The 17,972-nt window shown below is 66.3% G+C and carries 16 protein-coding genes and 1 pseudogene; 8 read left to right on the top strand and 9 right to left on the bottom strand.

Features of this window, described 5'->3' with window-relative positions:
* Window position 1: 1 nt before the first annotated feature.
* Entirely contained in the window at window positions 2–1,414 is a 1,413-nt protein-coding gene (locus ACWEFV_RS06385) for an NCS2 family permease (RefSeq protein WP_450069503.1), read from the bottom strand.
* A 49-nt stretch (window positions 1,415–1,463) separates the two neighbouring features.
* On the opposite strand from ACWEFV_RS06385, the gene ACWEFV_RS06380 reads away from it, so the two are divergent.
* Together ACWEFV_RS06380 and ACWEFV_RS06375 are read left to right on the top strand one after the other, a co-directional pair.
* Window positions 1,464–1,634, top strand: a complete 171-nt coding sequence (locus tag ACWEFV_RS06380; protein ID WP_167857689.1) for a hypothetical protein — start codon at window positions 1,464–1,466, stop codon at window positions 1,632–1,634.
* A 186-nt stretch (window positions 1,635–1,820) separates the two neighbouring features.
* Window positions 1,821–2,411 (top strand): sigma-70 family RNA polymerase sigma factor, encoded by a 591-nt coding sequence (locus tag ACWEFV_RS06375; protein WP_450069502.1) that lies wholly within the window; start codon window positions 1,821–1,823, stop codon window positions 2,409–2,411.
* A gap of 24 nt (window positions 2,412–2,435) precedes the next feature.
* On the opposite strand, the gene ACWEFV_RS06370 is transcribed toward ACWEFV_RS06375, so the two are convergent.
* Window positions 2,436–3,062 (bottom strand): sigma-70 family RNA polymerase sigma factor, encoded by a 627-nt coding sequence (locus ACWEFV_RS06370; RefSeq protein ID WP_286174593.1) that lies wholly within the window; start codon window positions 3,060–3,062, stop codon window positions 2,436–2,438.
* A 322-nt stretch (window positions 3,063–3,384) separates the two neighbouring features.
* Here ACWEFV_RS06370 and ACWEFV_RS06365 point away from each other — a divergent pair, with 322 nt between their 5' ends.
* Together ACWEFV_RS06365 and ACWEFV_RS06360 are read left to right on the top strand one after the other, a co-directional pair.
* On the top strand, window positions 3,385–3,801 hold the full coding sequence (locus tag ACWEFV_RS06365; protein ID WP_135451830.1) for an MmpS family transport accessory protein: 417 nt from the start codon (window positions 3,385–3,387) through the stop codon (window positions 3,799–3,801).
* The gene (locus ACWEFV_RS06360; protein ID WP_450069501.1) at window positions 3,798–6,707 is read left to right on the top strand and encodes an MMPL/RND family transporter; all 2,910 of its coding nucleotides are present in this window, start codon (window positions 3,798–3,800) and stop codon (window positions 6,705–6,707) included. The genes ACWEFV_RS06365 and ACWEFV_RS06360 overlap by 4 nt, the downstream gene beginning before the upstream one ends.
* On the opposite strand, the gene ACWEFV_RS06355 is transcribed toward ACWEFV_RS06360, so the two are convergent.
* From ACWEFV_RS06355 to ACWEFV_RS06340, 4 genes are read right to left on the bottom strand one after another with little or no spacing between them, the layout of a single operon-like run.
* Complete coding sequence (locus ACWEFV_RS06355; RefSeq protein WP_450069500.1) at window positions 6,697–6,960, bottom strand: Ada metal-binding domain-containing protein; 264 nt, start codon at window positions 6,958–6,960, stop codon at window positions 6,697–6,699. The genes ACWEFV_RS06360 and ACWEFV_RS06355 overlap by 11 nt on opposite strands.
* Window positions 6,957–7,676, bottom strand: coding sequence for a 2OG-Fe(II) oxygenase (locus tag ACWEFV_RS06350; RefSeq protein WP_450069499.1), 720 nt, complete (start codon window positions 7,674–7,676; stop codon window positions 6,957–6,959). Before ACWEFV_RS06350 ends, ACWEFV_RS06355 begins: the two co-directional genes overlap by 4 nt.
* Window positions 7,673–8,287, bottom strand: a complete 615-nt coding sequence (locus ACWEFV_RS06345) for a methylated-DNA--[protein]-cysteine S-methyltransferase (protein ID WP_450069498.1) — start codon at window positions 8,285–8,287, stop codon at window positions 7,673–7,675. Before ACWEFV_RS06345 ends, ACWEFV_RS06350 begins: the two co-directional genes overlap by 4 nt.
* Complete coding sequence (locus ACWEFV_RS06340) at window positions 8,280–8,834, bottom strand: RNA polymerase sigma factor (RefSeq protein ID WP_450069497.1); 555 nt, start codon at window positions 8,832–8,834, stop codon at window positions 8,280–8,282. The genes ACWEFV_RS06345 and ACWEFV_RS06340 overlap by 8 nt, the downstream gene beginning before the upstream one ends.
* Before the next feature lie 78 nt (window positions 8,835–8,912).
* On the opposite strand from ACWEFV_RS06340, the pseudogene ACWEFV_RS06335 reads away from it, so the two are divergent.
* Window positions 8,913–10,069 (top strand): annotated as a pseudogene (locus ACWEFV_RS06335) (acyl-CoA dehydrogenase family protein).
* A 142-nt stretch (window positions 10,070–10,211) separates the two neighbouring features.
* Window positions 10,212–11,018, top strand: coding sequence for an acyl-CoA thioesterase (locus ACWEFV_RS06330; RefSeq protein ID WP_450069496.1), 807 nt, complete (start codon window positions 10,212–10,214; stop codon window positions 11,016–11,018).
* Here the strand turns inward: ACWEFV_RS06330 and ACWEFV_RS06325 are convergent.
* Window positions 11,008–12,486, bottom strand: coding sequence for a PucR family transcriptional regulator (locus tag ACWEFV_RS06325; protein WP_450069495.1), 1,479 nt, complete (start codon window positions 12,484–12,486; stop codon window positions 11,008–11,010). The two genes, ACWEFV_RS06330 and ACWEFV_RS06325, sit on opposite strands and share 11 nt — an antisense overlap.
* 112 nt (window positions 12,487–12,598) lie before the next feature.
* Here ACWEFV_RS06325 and gabT point away from each other — a divergent pair, with 112 nt between their 5' ends.
* Together gabT and ACWEFV_RS06315 are read left to right on the top strand one after the other, a co-directional pair.
* Window positions 12,599–13,945: a 4-aminobutyrate--2-oxoglutarate transaminase gene (gabT, locus tag ACWEFV_RS06320; protein ID WP_450069494.1), complete on the top strand. Its 1,347-nt coding sequence runs from the start codon at window positions 12,599–12,601 to the stop codon at window positions 13,943–13,945.
* Window positions 13,946–13,979: 34 nt separating this feature from the next.
* A complete protein-coding gene (locus ACWEFV_RS06315; RefSeq protein ID WP_450069493.1) occupies window positions 13,980–15,434 on the top strand; it encodes an NAD-dependent succinate-semialdehyde dehydrogenase in 1,455 nt (484 codons plus the stop codon).
* A gap of 9 nt (window positions 15,435–15,443) precedes the next feature.
* On the opposite strand, the gene ACWEFV_RS06310 is transcribed toward ACWEFV_RS06315, so the two are convergent.
* Both ACWEFV_RS06310 and ACWEFV_RS06305 read right to left on the bottom strand, forming a co-directional pair.
* Window positions 15,444–15,725, bottom strand: a complete 282-nt coding sequence (locus ACWEFV_RS06310; protein ID WP_450069492.1) for a hypothetical protein — start codon at window positions 15,723–15,725, stop codon at window positions 15,444–15,446.
* A 176-nt stretch (window positions 15,726–15,901) separates the two neighbouring features.
* Window positions 15,902–17,791 (bottom strand): acyl-CoA dehydrogenase family protein, encoded by a 1,890-nt coding sequence (locus ACWEFV_RS06305; RefSeq protein WP_450069491.1) that lies wholly within the window; start codon window positions 17,789–17,791, stop codon window positions 15,902–15,904.
* Window positions 17,792–17,972: the final 181 nt, after the last annotated feature.

Below are 17,972 nucleotides of genomic sequence, written 5' to 3'. Positions count from 1 at the left end.
CCTACATGCCGATGAGCGACTCGATCCAGCCGCGGGCGAAGTAGAGGATGAAGCCGGCCGCCACGATCCACAGCAGCGGGCTGACCTCGCGGGCCTTGCCCGCGGCTGACCGCAATACCGCCCAGGCCACGAAGCCGACACCGATGCCGTTGGCGATCGAATAACTGAAGGCCATGGTGGCCACGGTGAGCACCACTGGCAGGGCCACCGAGAACTCCGACAGATCGATGTGACGCAGCTGCGACACCATCATGGCGCCGACGATCACCAGGGCCGCGGCCGCGACCTCGGTGGGCACGATCGAGGCCAGCGGGGCGACGAACATGGCCGCAAGGAACAGCGCACCGGTGATGAGGTTGGCGAACCCGGTGCGGGAGCCCTCCTCGATGCCCGCGCCGGATTCGATGAAGACGGTGTTCGACGATGCCGATGAGGAGCCGCCGACGACGGCACCGGCGCCTTCGACGATCAGGGCTGATTTCAGCCGCGGGAAGTTGCCCTGGGCGTCGGACAGGCCGGCCTCCCGGGACAGCCCCGTCATGGTTCCCATGGCGTCGAAGAAATTGGCGAACACCAGCGTGAACACGAGCATGATCGCGGCGAGTGCGCCGATCCGACTGAAGGCACCGAGGCTGACGTCGCCGACGAGAGACAAGTCGGGCAGTGCGAACGGTGAGCCGGACAGGCTCGGTACCGACAGACCCCAACCGCCGGTCTTGTCCTGTGCCAAGCCGAGGTGCCAGATCGCCTCGACGATCACGGCCACGACAGTGCCGGTGACGAGGCCGATCAGGATGCCGCCGCGAACTTTCCGGGCCACCAGGATGCCGGTGACCAGCAGGGTGAATACGAACACGACCGTGGGCACGGTGTTGATGGAGCCGACGCCGCCTGTGCCGAGCCCGACCGGGGGAGAGGGCAGGCCGGTCGAGCCGACGAATCCGGCGTCGACCAGTCCGATGAACAAGATGAACAGGCCGATGCCCGCGGTGATCGCGAGTTTGAGCTGCATCGGGACGGCGTCGAACACCAGACGGCGGAACCCGCTGGCCGCCAGCGCCACGATGATCAGGCCGTCGATGACCACCAGGCCCATTGCTTCGGGCCAGGTGACCGTGCCCACCACGGTCGTGGCGAGAAATGAGTTGATGCCCAGTCCCGCGGCGAACGCGAACGGCAGCCGCGCGATGATCCCGAACAGGATGGTCATCACGCCCGCCGCCAGGCAGGTGGTGGCCGAGACTTGTGCGAACTGCAGCTTGTTGCCCGCGACGTCGGCGGAGCCGGAGAGGACGACCGGGTTCAGCACGATGATGTAGGCCATCGCGATGAAGGTGACCAGGCCTCCGCGGATCTCGGAAAGGACCGTTGAACCACGGCTTGAGATCTCGAAGAAGCGATCGACTCGATTCATAAGCGATGAGCCTAAAGCGGGAGTCGCCGGGTTTCCCGGCGTATCGCCGATGAACGACGTGGACGCGTGCGTGACGGCCGGTTCGATCCCGCCGGGCAGGAAACCTGCTGAGCACACCGCCGTCGGAACAATCTGCCGTGGAGTCAATATCGGGGCGCTGAAGTGCAACAGCCGCAAAGAGATTGGCGACGAAAAATCGTTTGACCTCAACTTGGGTTGAGGTGCCATGCTGCGTGCATGAGAGTTCGGCACGACCGCTGGGGTGTGGAAAACCGCCCCGAACCTGGGGGTAATCCCCCTGGGGGTCGGCTGCGGCGCCGAATAGTTTCGAGTGGCGAAGTGTTTGAGGCCAGCGATATGAGCAGTGGCGGGAGCGGGGGCCATGCCGATGAGCACGGGCGTGCACATGAGTGTTGACGATTGTCGTGCGGAGCGGTTCGAGCGCGATGCACTGCCGTTGGTGGACCAGCTTTTCGCGGCCGCGCGTCGTTACACGCGCAACGTGCCCGACGCCGAAGACCTGGTTCAGGAGACGATGGTCAAGGCGTACAGCAGTTTTCACACGTACCAGGACGGCACCAACATCCGCGCCTGGCTGTTCCGGATTCTGACGAACACGTGGATCAACTCGTACCGGACTGCGCAGCGCCGACCGCAGGAGGTCTTCGCCGACGAACTCACGGACGCGCAACTCGCGGAGGTGGCCCTACGGTTCCCGTTGGGCGTGGTCTCGGCCGAACTGGCGGCGCTGGAATCGCTGGGCGATGACGACGTGCGTGAGGCCATGCGGGCGTTGCCGGAATCGCAGGGCATCGTCGTCTACTACGCCGACGTTGCAGGATTCCGGTACAAGGAGATCGCCGAGATCCTGCAGATTCCGGTGGGGACGGTGATGTCGCGATTGCATCGGGGGCGGCGAAATCTCCGTGCCCGGCTCATTGACGCCGGCGTGGCCGGCGGGTTCGACTGCGATCGACTGCCCTGCACCGCAGCCTGATTCGCGTACAAAGCTTGGCCTTGGCTATCGGGTCGATTGCGGCAACGGGCCAGCGCCGTTTGCCGGGAGACGGATGATGCCCCGGTCCTTGGCGACGTCACTGAGTAGCTCGCGCAGTCGGCGGCGGCCACGTGCTAGCCGCGACATCACGGTTCCGATGGGAGTTCCCATCAGAGAGGCGATTTCGCGGTAGGGATAGCCTTCCACATCGGCGAGATATACCGTCACGCGGTTGACTGCCGGTATGGCGCAAAGCGCATCGGCGACCTCGTCATCGCGTATGGACTCGAGGGCTTCCACTTCGGCTGACCGCAGGCCTGAAGAGGTGTGGCGGGCCTCGGCGGACATCTGCCAATCGGTGAAATCCTCACAGAGCTGCTCGGCCACGCCCCGTTGACGCGTGCGGTAGGCGTTGACCCAGTTGTTGTACATGATCCGGAAGAGCCAGGCGCGGGCGTTCGACTCCGGCTGAAAGGTGTGAAATCCGCTGTAGGCCTTGAGCATTGTCTCTTGTATCAGGTCCTCGGCGTCAAACGTGTTGTGGGTCAGTCGCCGCGCACGACCCCGGATCTGCTCGATGCAGGGCAGTACCGTGTTGACGAACCGAGTGGCGTCTTGACTGTCGGACCGTGGGTCCGTGTCGTTGTCCAACCTCAGACAACCTCCCAACTAATACATAGAATATCTATGAATAATAATAGTCGATCTAGGTAGCTGATACCAAATGGCCGGCGGGCAGGGATGCCGACAAATGTTGGGCCGCATGGCCAAAGCTGGTGCACCAAGCTTGCTTTCAGCAAGTTCACAGGAAATAGGTCACTGCTGCGACGGGTTGTGGACCGGTGTAACGTTTGTCTCCGCTGTACATAGTTATTCGAACTAATTCGCCGATCGCCGGGGCGGGTCATCGCCTTCGGTGGGTTCGGGTAATCGTCGGGAGGTATCGGTGAGTCCTGGTCGGGGAGCTCGTCGTGTGTTGAAACACGCGTGGATTCCGTTGGTTCTGGTCGTCGTGCTTGCGGTGTCGGGTCTCGTGGTCTCGCGCCTGCATCGGATGTTTGGCTCCGAAGACCTCAACGCGAACGCCGGCGCCGGCATCGAGATCGTTCAGTTCAATCCGAAGGTCCTGGTGTACGACGTGTACGGGCCGCCCGGGTCGACCGCTCAGATCAGCTATTTCGACCCGGACGCCAAGGTGCATTCCGTGACTACGTCGCTGCCGTGGTCGGTGACCTTGTCGACCACGTTGCCCACCGTGAGTGCCAACCTCATGGCCCTGGGCGACGGTAGCGAAATCGGTTGCCGCGTCACCGTGAACGGCGCTGTCCGGGAGGAGCAATCAGCCAATGGGATCAAACCCCAGACCTACTGCCTGGTGAAGTCCGCATGACGTCTTCCACAGCTGCCCACGCCAAGAACGATCGGGGTCACCGCCCCTACTTCGCCCACATGCTGCGAATCCTGTCCATTCCGGTGGTGCTGTTCTGGATCGCCTTCGCCGTCGTCGTGAACGTCATCGCGCCGCAGCTCGAGGTGGTCGGCGAACTCCACTCGGCGCCGATGGCGCCCGAGGATGCGCCGTCGATGATCGCCATGAAGCGCATGGGCGCGAACTTCCAGGAGTTCGATTCCAACAGCACGGTCATGATCGTGGTGGAGGGCGACCGGGCGCTGGGCCCCGACGCGCACAAGTACTACGACGAGATCATCCGCAAGCTGCGTGAGGATCCCGAGCACATCCAGCACATCCAAGACTTCTGGGGTGACACGCTCACCGCGGCCGGGGCGCAGAGCGCCGATGGCAAAGCGTCCTACGTGATGTTGAACCTCGCAGGCGAGCAGGGGCAGACCCTCGCCAACGAAGGCGTGGAGAAGGTCCGCGAGGTCATCAAGGAAACCCCGGCCCCGCCGGGCGTGCAGGCTTACGTCGCGGGTCCGGCGGCGCTGACCGATGATCTGCACGTAATCGGCAACGCGAGCTTGGCCACGATTACCCTCTACACGCTGATCGCTATCGCGGTGATGCTGCTGATCGTCTACCGGTCGATCCGTACCACGTTGGTGCAGTTGCTGTTGACCGGTGTGGGGCTGTTGTCGTCGCGCGGCTTGGTCTCGGTTCTGGCCAGCCATGACGTGTTCGGGCTGACAACCTTCGCCGGCAACATCCTCACGATGCTGGCCATCGCCGCCGCGACCGACTACGGCATCTTCATCTTCGGCCGCTACCGTGAGGACCGTAGCCAGGGGCTGGACCGAGAAGACGCCTACTACGCCACGTTCAAGTCCGTCGCCCCGGTCATCATCGGGTCGGGCCTGACTATCGCCGGGGCCACCTACTGCCTCAGCTTCGCGCGGCTTCCCTACTTCAGCACCATGGGCGCCCCCGTCGCCATCGGCATGATCGTCGTCGTGGCGTCCGCTGTCACGATGGGTCCCGCGGTCCTGTACCTGGGGAGCAAAGTTGGCCTGTACGAGCCGAAAAGGGAGGCCAAGGGCCGGTTCTGGTACAGGGTCGGCACCACGGTGGTCCGTTGGCCCGCACCGGTCCTGGTGGCCAGCGCGTTCGTGGTGCTGATCGGTGTGGTGGCCGTCCCCGGCTACAAACCCGCCTACAACGACCGCTGGTATCTGCCGGCCGATGCGCCGGCGAACGTTGGATTCACTGCTGCCGACCGGCATTTCAGCCAGGCCCGGATGAATCCTGACATCCTGATGGTCGAATCGACGCATGACATGCGGAATCCCGCCGACATGCTGGTGCTGGACCGCGTCGCGAAGAACGTGCTGCGTACCGAGGGCATCGCGATGGTGCAGAGCATCACCCGCCCCCTGGGTATCCCGATCCAGCACAGCTCGATTCCGTTCCAGACCGCCATCCAAGGCCAGACCAGCAATTTGAACCTGCCGTTCCAGCGGGATCAATTGGACAACCAGCTCAAGATGATCGACGCGACGAACGTCTCGATCTCGATTCTGGAGCAGCAGTACCAGCTGTCCCTTCAACAGACCAAGCTCACGCAGGACTCGGCGGCCAAGTCGCAGGAGCTACTCGAGGTCACCAAGAAGATGCGGGACAACATCGCGAATTTCGATGACCAGTTCCGGCCCATGCGCAACTACTTCTACTGGGAACCGCACTGCTTCGACATCCCGATGTGCTCGGCGGCACGGTCGGTCTTCGATGCCCTCGACGGGATCGATGAGCTGACCGACAAGACCTCGTCGGTGCAGCTCAACACCGATCAACTGGCGGACCTCGCTCCGAAACTGACTGCGCTGCTTCCTCAGACGATCGCGTCGATGAAAGCCAGCAGGGACCTGTCGCTGGCGTCGTACAACTCGCAGAAGGCGCTGCTGGACCAGATGCAGGCGATGAACGACACCGCGCTGGCGATGGGGGAGAGCTTCGATCAGGCCAAGAACGACGACCTGTTCTATCTGCCGCCGGAGGCGTTCACGAACCCGGACTTCGAGCGTGGCCTGAAGATGTTCCTCTCGCCCGACGGCAAGTCGGCGCGGATGTTCATCACCCACCAGACCGACCCGGCGACGCCGGAGGGTATCGCGCGGGTCGATGCCGAGCGCACCGCTGCGCAGGAGGGCCTGAAGATGTCCTCGCTGTCGGACGCCAAGATCTACCTCGGCGGCGTCGCGGCCACCTACAAGGACATGAGCGACGGAGCCCGCTACGACCTGATGATCGCCGTGGTGTCGGCGTTGACGCTGATCTTCATCATCATGCTCATCCTGACCCGCAGCGCCGTGGCGGCCCTGGTGATCGTGGGAACGGCGGCCAGTTCGATCGCGGCGTCGTTCGGCATCTCAGTGTTGTTGTGGCAGTACCTGTTCGGGATCCATGTCCACTGGCTGGTCATGTTGATGTCGGTGATCATCCTGTTGGCGGTCGGATCGGACTACAACCTGCTGCTCGTCTCCAGGTTCAAGGAGGAGATCCACGCGGGGCTCAAGACCGGCATCATCCGCTCGATGGGCGGCACCGGCGGCGTGGTGACCTCGGCGGGTATGGTGTTCGCGGCGACCATGGCGGCCATGCTGGGCAGTGACCTCGTCGTGCTGGCCCAGATGGGGTCGACGATCGCGATCGGCCTGCTGCTGGACACGTTGATCGTGCGGTCGCTGCTGATGCCGTCGATCGCCACGTTGCTGGGCCGCTGGTTCTGGTGGCCGCAGGTGGTGTATCCCCGCGGGGACAACCATTTCCGCAAGCCGGCGCCGCGACAGGTGCCCCGTGCGGATGATGACGACACGGCGGCGATCCCGGTGCCTACGAGCTAGACCCCGCGGCCTTCCACTGCCGGTAGGCGTCGGGCAGGCACACGGCGCACGGGCGGTACCCCGCCGATGCAGCGGCCTGCGCGTCGGCGAAGAACACCCGGTGTCTGACGTACCCGCCGGCAGCGATGGCGCGCAGGGCCGACGGGCAGTCGAGGCAGCCGTAGATCTTGCTACCGCGGTGTCCCCCAAAGGTTCCCGGTGTGTTGCTGCGATGGGGATGACCGTCGGCGTCGATCAGGGTGTACAGACTCATGCCGCGTCATGGAAGACCAGGCCCAGGGTGAACCTGGTCCCGGAACGGACCGTCGAGACGCCGTGCCGGATGGGTGCCGCCGACCAGCCCCGTACCGACTTGGCCGGTCGGTCGCGGGTGGTGAATACCAAGCCGTGCCCATGGGGGATGACAGTGGCGGTACCGCGCGATTGTGCGCGGGGTCGTTGTTCGTAAAGCAGGAACTCGCCGCCGGTGTAGTCGACGTCCGGGTCGGTCAGATTGATCACGACCTGTAGCGGGAAGATCAACTCGCCGTAGAGGTCGCGGTGCAGCGCATTCCAGTCCCCGGCACCGTATTTCAGCAGGATCGCGGTCGTCTTGGTCTGACCGGCCTCATGGCACATCCGCAGCCAGTCGTCGAAGTCATCCGGCCACGGTGCCTCGCGGCCGAGCCGAGCCCACCACGTGCGGGCGATCGGCAGCAGGTGGGGATACAGCGCCTTCTTCAGTGCTGTCACGGCCGGCGGATAGGGCTGCCGGAAATAGCGGTACTGGCCCTCGCCGAACCGGTAGCGGACCATGTCGATCGTCGATCGGAACCGGGCCACCTCGGGGTAGAGCGCGACGATGTCGGCGGCATCCGCCGGAGTCAGCAGTGACCCGGTCAGCGCACATCCCGTGTTGTCGAGTTCATCGCTGACACGGCTCCAGTCGATGAGATCTACCCGCTGCTGCCAGGCATTCGTGCCGTTCATGCCGCCGCCTCCAGGTCGAGCAGCAGGCGCTTGGCCTCCGGACCGCCGAGGTAGCCGCCCATCGCACCGTCGCTGCGGACGACGCGATGGCAGGGGATGACAACGGGCAGTGGGTTTTTCGCGCACGCCGTCCCCACAGCGCGTACCGCTTTGGGGCTGCCGGCCAGGGCCGCGACGGCGGCGTAGCTGGCGGTCTGCCCGTAGTCGATCTCGGGCAGGTGATGCAGCACTGTGCTGCGGAATCCGGCGGCGAGCCGCCAGTCCAGCGGCAGGTCGAAGGTGCGTCGCGTGCGGGCGAAGTACTCGTCGAGTTCGCGGGCCGCCGTGTCGAGGCGGGCGGGTGCTTGCAGGATGCGCGGGCTCACCTCGTCGGCGAGGTGCTGCAGCACGGTGTCGTGGTCTTCGCGGGCATAGGCGACGCGGACCAGGCCCTGCTCGGTGGCCGCCAGCAGCAGCGGCCCGACGGGGGTGTCGACTGTGCGGTAGGCGATGTCGAGGAGACCGTCGCGCTGGGCGGCGGCCGCGAGTCGGTGGTGAAACTCGGCCAGCTTGCCGGGGCCGGGTTGGGTGATTCGGGCCAGCTCGCGAACGATGCCGTCGTCGTTACTCATTGGTCTCTCCTTTCCTGGGCGCGTCGACCTCGGTGAGTTCGGTGAGGTAGGTGCGTCGTAGCGTGGCGATCCCGTCGCTGGAGGCGCGGCGTGCGGCCGCAGCGCTGCCGCCGAGGATTTCGGCGATTTCGTCATACGGCAGGCCGGCCAGGTAGTGGTAGGCGACCGCGTGTTTCTGTTTGTGGGGAAGCTTGTCGACCGCGGCGGCCAGGTCGTCGAAATTCTCGGCCGTGCGGGGGCTCGATGTTTCGGGGACGACGTCGGTCGGGATGGGTTGGCGCGTTCGGGTCCGGGTGATGTCGATGGCTTTGTGGTGCGCGACGGTGACCAGCCAGGCCTCGAAATTGGCATCGGCGGGGAGGTCGGGGTAGGCCTTCAACGCCGCCAGGAACGTTTCCGACCAGGCGTCGTCGGCGTCGTGCGCGCCGACGATGGCGCAGCACACCCGATAGACGGTGGGGCCGTGGTCGCGAACCACGGTCTCGAAAGGCGGTTTGGCTGTCACACCCTGTAGACGCTCCCTGGCCGAGATTTGTGAGGTCTCCATCGTGAATGATTTCTGCCGGCGGCGTCGAAGTGGCGAGACCTCATTTACAAATGAGTCTAGAAGTGTCACGGTGTGCTGGTGGATTTCTCCCATGTCGAGCTGTCCGAGGAGGGCCTGGCCTTCCGCGATGAGCTGCGGGCGTTTCTGGCCCGGGTCGTCACCGACGAGGTGATCGAGCGTGACCGCGAGACAGGTGAGAACTTCGACGAGACAGTGCATCTGGCCCTCGGTGCGGCCGGGTACCTGGCCGGTGATTACCAGGCCGAGGCCGACGGCGGGTTCAGCGCGGTCCGGCGCCGGATCTGGGAACTGGAGATCGGCCGGGCCCACACCCCGTGGTTCCACTGGGGAACCACCGCGATGGTCGCCCACACGGTGGAGAAGTTCGCCTCGGCCGAGCTTTTGGACGAGGTGCTGCCGGGTGTCCTCGACGGGAGCTTGCGGCTGTGCCTGGGCTACACCGAACCCGAGGGCGGGTCTGACGTCGCGACCTGCAAGACCCGGGCGGTGCGGGATGGCGAGAGCTGGATTATCAACGGCGGCTGTTCACCTCGAACGCGCACAACGCCCAGTACGTGTTCCTGTTGACCAACACCGACCCGGCCGCGGCGAAGCACAAGAGCCTCACGATGTTCCTGGTGCCGCTGGAATCCGCCGGCGTCGAGATCCAGCCGCTGCGCACCGTCGACGGAGACCGCACCAACATCACCTACTACAGCGACGTCCGGGTCAGCGACCGGTACCGCGTCGGTGAGGTGAACGGCGGCTGGACGGTGCTGCGCGGTGCCCTCGAGCTCGAGCACGGCACGTTCGAACGCGAGACCCGCGGCCTGCAGAAGCTCGCCACCATGACCGAGCACATCAACCTCATGGCCGAGGCGGTCGATCGCGTGGCCGCCGTGGCCCCTGACGACGCGGCGTCGCGCTATCGGCTGGGCCGGGGCATCGCCCGGCTGGAAGCCGCGCTGAGCAGCCCCGACATGTACGGGCGCGTCGCGATCGCCCAGACCATGCGCGAGGTGTCCCCGGATCTCATGGACATCGTCGGATCGGCGGGCGCATTGCCCGTGGGGACGCGGGGCGCGGCCGCCGACGGCGCCGCCGAGTACATCTTCCGGCTGGCCGGTCCGACCGGTATCTACGGCGGCACCCTTGAAGTGTTCCGCAACATGATCGCGCAGCAGGCACTCGGGCTGGGGCGGCCGAACTATGCGCCGGCCAAGCGAACTGGCTGACCGCCGGGTCTTCCTGGCCATACCTGGCCATACCTGGCCAGGCTGCCGTCAAATTTTTTGACGGGTTCCTCCGGATGGTGCGGTCTGCAAGGTGGCATCGGCGGCGCCGAGCAACGCGAGGCGGCCTGGGTACTGTGGCCGGGTGCATCCCTTGGACAAAGCCCTTGAACTCTCGCCGTCCGGTGACGGTCGGTGGCGCGGGCGGACGGTGCCGGAGTGGGCCAACATGGTCGGCCCGTTCGGCGGTATCACGGCCGCGACCCTGGTGCGGGCGGTCGAGTTGCACCCGAAACGGCACGGTCAGCCCATCGCCCTGACGGTGAACTATGCGGCGCCGATCGTCGACGGCGAGTTCGACATCGTGACCAGGGCCGTCAAGACCAACCGGTCCAATCAGCACTGGATCGTCGAACTCAGCCAGGACGGCGAGGTCAAGACCACCGCCACCGCGGTGTTCGGATTGCGACGCCAAGGGTGGTCGGATACCGAGATCACCGCGCCGCAGGCCCCGGCGCCCGAGGACATCGTGCCGTCGGTCCCGCCGTTCGGTGTGGCGTGGTTCGACAACTACGACATGCGGTTCGTCGACGGAGGGATGCCCGACGTCGGCGGGGAACCGACCGAGTCGGCAAGTTCCACCACGACCCTGTGGGTGCGCAACAAACCTTCCAGGCCGATGGATTTCGCCGCGCTGACCTCGGTGAGCGACATCTTCTATCCGCGGGTCTTCCTGCGTCACGGTCAGTTCGTGCCGGCGGGCACGGTGTCGATCTCCGTGTATTTCCACGCCGACGAGGAGCAGCTCGCGACTCAGGGCGACGACTTCGTTCTGGGAACGGCACGGGCACACCGGTATTCCGGCGGATACTTCGATCAGAGCGCGCATCTGTTCGGCCGCACCGGCGCACTGCTGGCGACCAGTCACCAGTTCGTCTACTTCAAGGCCTGAGGTCGTCGGGAGCCGACTGCAGGGCGATCCACGCGCTCACCCGGGTCTGCGGATCATCGAGCTTGCCGGGCAGCGCCGCCTCGATGGCAGCGAGACGGTTGCGCACGGTGTTGCGGTGCAGGCCGAGTTCCTCGGCGACCTTCAGGCGCGATCCGTGATGGCGCAGGAAGCAACGCAGGATCTCCAACTGCTCGGAATCGAGCCCGTGCAACCAGGATTCGGCGAACGCCGCGGCTTTCTCGGGATCGATCAGACTCAGGGGGCCATTGTCGATTACTTTGTCCCACAGCACGACGCCGGACACCTCGGTGGCCTGGGCGAGTGCCAGTCCGGCCGTGCGATAGCCGGTCGCGCCGTCGCCGGGTGCCACCGCATTCCCGACGCCGACGTGGAGTCCACCCTCGGCCAACTGTGAACCGGTTGCCTTCGCCTGTGCGGGTGCGACGACCGCGCACAACTCGCCGGCATATACCCCGGCGAGGATGCCCCGCCGCTCCAGGGACGCCACGGCGTTCTCGATCGCGGATTCGTCCCCCGTGGCCCGCAGGAAGCGGATGTGTCTCGGCAGTTCGGCCGCCGACTGGTCCACCTCCAACACCAATTGCGCGGTGCGGTCATCGCTTTCGGCGAGCAGCTCCAGCGCTCGGCTGCGCAGGTGCTGCCGGGTCGTGGCGCGGCTACGGACCTGTTCGTCGATGAGTCCCAGCAGGGCCACCGCGGTCGTCACCGCCTGGCGCTGTCCCTCCGATGCCCTGGCCGGCGCCAATGCCGCCAGGTAGGCCGACGCCCGGCCGCGTAGCCCGATGGGATGGACCGACACGGAGAGCGTCGGGTTGGACTGTGCTGCAGCCGAACGCAATCCGTGGGCCTGCAACCGTTTGACGTCGTGGGCGACCTCGTCGAGCGGGAACTCGTTGCGGCGGGCGCCGACCGGGCCTGTCACGACCCGGCCGTCGGGGTTCATCAGGCATGCCGCGCCGTCGAGCGCTGCGGCCAGCGCGGTGATGACCGCGACTGCAGGATCCGGTTTGGCCGCAGCCGAGATGAGCTTGCGCTGTGTCTGGAGGGACTCGCGTGTCGCGGTGGACTCCTGTTCCTCCAGCAGATGCGCGACGTGTCGGCTGATCGCGACGAAGGTGGTGCGGCGTGGCACCTCGAACAGATTCACCTGGTGCCGTCGGCAGGCAGCCGCGAGTTCTGCCGGAGTCTCGGCGTGGGTGAGGCCGACGGCGAACCCCACCGCGGCCACACCGGCGTCGGCAAGCCTGCGCACGTAGCCGTCCCACTGGTCGTGCCAGTCACCGGTTTCCAGGCCGGTGGTCAGCAGGATCTCCCCGCCCTCCAGGAACGGCCCCGGATCGGCGAGTTCACTCGTGGCCACCCAGCGGACCGGTGCGTCGCGGCGGCAGACCTCGACGGCGACCAACCCGAGCGGCCGCACATCCAGGACATCGCCGACCAGAACCATGGGTGCCAGTTTCGCACAATTCAAGCAACATATTTGTGCATTTCTGACCTGCCGACGATGCCCGCGGTTCCCTAGCGTTACGACAAACAACCGCCAGCAGCAGGAGGAACACGTGACCATCGCTGAGATCGCGGGTACGGCCATCGCCCAGGAACGCCGGCTCGTCACCGCCATTCCCGGCCCGATCTCGCAGGAGATTCAGGCACGGAAGACCGCTGCGGTGGCCGGCGGCGTCGGGACCACACTGCCCGTCTACGTGGTCGCGGCAGGCGGCGGAATCCTCGTGGACGCCGACGGCAACCAGCTCATCGACTTCGGCTCCGGCATCGCCGTGACCACCGTGGGCAACAGCGCACCGGCTGTCGTCGAGGCCGTTACCGAGCAGGTCGCCGCGTTCACCCACACGTGCTTCATGGTCACCCCGTACGAGGGCTATGTGGGGGTGGCCGAGGAGCTCAACCGGCTCACTCCCGGTGATCACGAGAAGCGCAGCGTGCTGTTCAACTCCGGCGCGGAAGCCGTCGAGAACGCCGTCAAGATCGCCCGCGCTCACACCCGCAGGCAGGCCGTCGTGGTTTTCGACCACGCCTACCACGGCCGCACCAACCTCACCATGGCCATGACCGCCAAGAACCAGCCGTACAAGAACGGGTTCGGGCCGTTCGCCGGCGAGGTGTACCGGGTGCCGACCTCGTTCCCGTTCCGTGACGGCGAGACCGACGGTGCGGCTTCGGCCGCCCGCGCCCTCGATCTGATCGACAAGCAGGTCGGTGCCGACAACGTCGCCGCCGTGGTGATCGAACCCATTCAGGGCGAGGGCGGGTTCATCGTCCCCGCACCGGGATTCCTGCGCGCGCTGCAGAACTGGTGTACCGACAACGGTGCGGTGTTCGTCGCCGACGAGGTGCAGTCGGGCTTCGCCCGCACCGGAGCGATGTTCGCGATCGAGCACGACGACGTCGTGCCCGATCTCATCGTCACCGCCAAGGGCATCGCGGGTGGCCTGCCGCTGTCGGCGGTCACCGGCCGCGCCGAGATCATGGACGCGCCGCACGCCGGCGGCCTCGGTGGCACATACGGCGGCAACCCGATCGCCTGCGCCGCCGCGCTCGCGGTCATCGACACCATCGAGCGTGAGGGACTGCTGGCCCGCGCCGTGGAGATCGAGAAGACGATGGTCGGCCGCCTGAACGCGATCGCTGCCGAGGATTCCCGGATCGGCGAGGTCCGCGGCCGCGGCGCCATGATCGCCATCGAACTGGTCAAGGCGGGCACCAGCGAGCCCGACGCCGACCTGGCCAAGCAGGTCTCGGCCGCTGCACATGCCCAGGGCCTGGTGGTGCTGACCTGCGGGACCTACGGCAACGTGCTGCGGTTCCTGCCGCCGCTGTCGATGCCTGATCACCTGCTCGAGGAGGGGCTGGACATCCTGGCCGCCATCTTCGCCGAGACCCGCTGACCGCCGAACCGCCTAGATCCCTGGGAGACGTTGAGTGAACACGCAGAATGCGATCGCCGAACTGGACGCCAAGCACGGCATCCTCATCGACGGGCAAGCCCGCGGTGGCGCCTCGACGTTCGAGGTGCACGACCCGGCTACCGGCCTGACCATCGCCGAGGTCGCCGATGGCACGGTGGCTGACGCCCGCTCGGCCGTCGATGCCGCGCACCGGGCCTTCGGTGGCTGGGCCAGGACCAGCCCCCGGCAGCGCAGCGACATCCTGCGCCGGGTGTTCGACCTGATGGTCGCCGACACCGAGCGGCTGGCGGCCCTGATCTGTGCGGAGAACGGCAAGTCGCAGGCCGATGCCCGGGCCGAGGTGGGCTATGCCGCCGAGTTCTTCCGCTGGTTCTCCGAGGAGGCGGTGCGCACCGACGGCGCCTACGGTGTCAGCCCTGCCGGTGGCACCCGGACGGTGGTCACGCACAAGCCGGTCGGGGTCGCTGCACTGGTGACGCCGTGGAACTTCCCGGCCGCGATGGCGACCCGCAAGATTGCGCCGGCGCTGGCCGCGGGCTGCACCGTGGTCCTCAAGCCGGCGGCCGAGACGCCGCTGACCGCCCTGGCGATCGCCGGAATCCTTTCGGCCGCAGGCGTTCCTGATGGTGTGGTCAACATGGTGCCCACCACCGATGCCGCCGCCGTGGTCGAGAACTGGTTGAGCGACGACCGGGTCCGCAAGGTGTCGTTCACGGGCTCCACCGGTGTCGGCCGGGTGCTGCTCAAGCAGGCTGCCGCCCGGATCGTCAACGCCAGCATGGAACTGGGCGGCAACGCTCCGTTCGTCGTCACCGCCGACGCCGATGTCGAGGCGGCCATCGCCGGCGCGATGGTGGCGAAGTTCCGCGGTGGGGGCCAGGCCTGCACCGCGGCCAACCGGTTCTATGTGCACGCTTCGGTCGCCGATCAGTTCGTCGCCGGTTTGGGCGCCGAGGTCGCGGCACTGCGCGTGGGGCCTGCGTCGGATCCGGCGTCCCAGATCGGTCCGCTGGTGAGCGAGCGCGCAGCGCAGCGAGTGGCTGCCGCGGTCGATGCCGCGGTGGCCGACGGTGCCGTGATCGCCGCGCAGGCGCAGGCGCCCGCCGAGGGCTGGTTCGTCGCTCCCACGGTGCTGACGGGTGTCGCCCCGGATGCCGAGATCCTGGCCGACGAGATCTTCGGGCCCGTCGCCCCGGTCGTGGTGTGGGAGGACGAGGACGACCTTCTGCGTTGGGTCAACGACACCGAATATGGTTTGGCGGCTTACGTTTACGCCGGTCGGCTGCAGGATGCGCTACGGCTCGCCGAGTCCTTCGACGCCGGCATGGTCGGCATCAACCGGGGCATCGTCTCCGACCCGTCGACCCCGTTCGGTGGGATGAAGCAGAGCGGGCTCGGTCGCGAAGGTGCCCGGGAAGGTCTGCACGAGTTCCAGGAGACGCAGTACTTCAGCGTGGCGTTCGACTGAGCGGTCCGCTCAGAACGGCGCCGAGTGCTGCATCAGGCTCAACATCAGCACGACCATGCACAACAGCGAGCTGAACATGATCAGCCCCATGACGACGACTACGAACCATGACGCGCAGCGCTGCTTGCTGCGCGCCAGTTTCGCGATCCGCTCGTCGTGCATGAGTTCATCTGCGACGACCGCGAATTCGACACGTTCCAATTCAGCGTCGGCGGCGGGTGCGCCGCAGGATATTTCGCGAAGGCGCGCGGCGGCGATGCCGACGCCGACCCCGGCGAATCGCCGACTCATCTGACGTGCCTGTCTTCGGGAGAGGCGGTGATCGAGCGCATCCAACGAATGCGGCCGCTGTCCCCATCCGCGGCCGTGCGCGTTCGACGGGGTCGTCATAACCTATTGAGTCTACGAGCGTCCCTGGTCGTGAGGAAGCCTGCGCCCGTGGATTGTTCACGTCTGCAAGTACTTGTTCACCGGATGACCCGGTGCACGTCCTCCGTCACGTCGCCGCCCTCCTGGGCGATCCACGGCCCTTCGATCGACGGATCGATGATTCCGTCCTCCAGCCACGTGTAGCTGCCGGCGAGCACCTCGTGCGCCAGCGTGCGGTCAGAGTCGTCGCTGTTGTCCCAGAGTTCGGTGAACAGCCGCTCGGCCCGTGCTCGGGATTGGCGACAGAACGCGTCGGCGAGGTCGACAGCGGAGTCCGGTGCGCCGCTGCGGGCCCGGACGCAGGCCGCCGTCATCGCGAACAGTTCTGCCCCGATGTCGACGATCCGGCCGAGGAAGCGTTGCTTGTGCTCCAACCTGCCCTGCCACCGTGACATCGCGTAGAAGGTGCTGCGGGCGAGCTTGCGGCTGGCCCGTTCGACATACCGCAGGTGCTCGGCCAGCGGCCCGAACTCGGTGAATGATGTTGGCAGCTGGCCTTTTCCGGTGACCAGGGTGGGCAGCCAGCGCGCGTAGAACCTGCCGGCCTGCGCGGCAGCCTTCGCCTTGTGCCTGAGGTCGGCCTCGGGGTCGATGATGTCGCCCGCCACCGAGAGGTGCGCGTCCACCGCCTCGCGGGCCAGCATCAGATGCATGATCTCGGTGGAACCTTCGAAGATCCGGTTGATCCGCATATCGCGCAGGACCTGCTCGACGGGCACGCCGCGTTCCCCGCGGGCGGCCAGCGACTCGGCGGTCTCGAAGCCGCGGCCGCCACGAATCTGCACCAGCTCGTCGGCGATCAGCCATGCCATCTCGGAGCCGTAGAGCTTGGCCAGCGCGGCCTCGATCCGGATGTCGGTGCGCCCGGCGTCGGCCAGTTCGCCGGCGAGCTCGACCATCGACTCGATGCCGTAGGCGGTGGCCGCGATGAACGCCACCTTGCCGGCCACCGCGTCGTGCTCACCGACCGGCCGGCCCCACTGCACGCGTTCCTTCGACCATTCCCTGGCGATCTTCAGACTCCACTTCGCCGATCCGGTACACACCGCCGGCAGCGACAGGCGGCCGACGTTGAGCGTGGTCAGGGCGATCTTGAGGCCTTCTCCCTCGCGGCCGATGCGGTTCGCGGCCGGCACCCGCACGTCGGTCAGCTTGGTCAGACCGTTCTCGATTCCGCGTAACCCCATGAATGCGTTGCGGTTCGTGACAACGATGCCGGGCGTATCCGCCTCGACGACGAATGCGGTGATACCGCCGCGATGCCCGTCACTTGGCGGCACCTGGGCCATCACCACGAGCAGGTCGGCGATGACACCGTTGGTGGTCCACAGTTTGACGCCGTTGAGCAGGTAATCGTCGCCGTCAGGCGTGGCGGTGGCGTGCAGTCGGGCCGGGTCGCTGCCGACATCCGGCTCGGTCAGCAGGAACGCGCTGATCTCCCGCGTGCACCGGGGCAGCCAGGTGCGCTTCTGCTCGGCTGTCCCGAACATCGACACCGGCTGCGGTACCCCGATCGACTGGTGTGCCGACAGCAAGGCCCCGAGCGCGGGGTGCACCGAACCCACCAGGGTGAGCGCCTTGTTGTAGTACACCTGCGACAGGCCGAGCCCGTCGTACTCGGCGGAGATCTTCATGCCGAACGCGCCGAGTTCCTTCAAACCCCGGATCACCTTGTCTGGGATCTGCGCGTCGCGTTCGATGACCGTGGCGTCGATCTGCGTCTCGCAGAACGCCCGCAACTTGGCCAGGAATGCCTCTCCCCGCTCCGTCGCCTCGGCCGAACCCCGTGGGTACGGATGGACCAGATCCAATCGCAATCTGCCGAGGAACAGTTCCTTACCGAAGCTGGGCTGGCGCCACTGCGCTTCCCGCGCCTGCTCGGCGACCTGCCTGGCCTGTCGTTCGTTGACTTCTCCGGTAGCGGTCATCACCGGCCTCCATACGTCGGGCCCTACTCGACGGTAACCCCATTCGGTGGTGGCATACCCCGCAATACTTCGGCGAAACGGTATTCCAGCAGGCCGGCTCTCGAACTTCTTCTGCCGGAATGCGGTTTCGGCGGGGATCGGTGAGCCGGAAACGGTCTCGCTACACTTACCGTAAGTACAA

This window comes from Mycobacterium sp. NPDC004974, from assembly GCF_053600815.1.
This window is presented reverse-complemented; position numbering and strand designations above follow the sequence as displayed.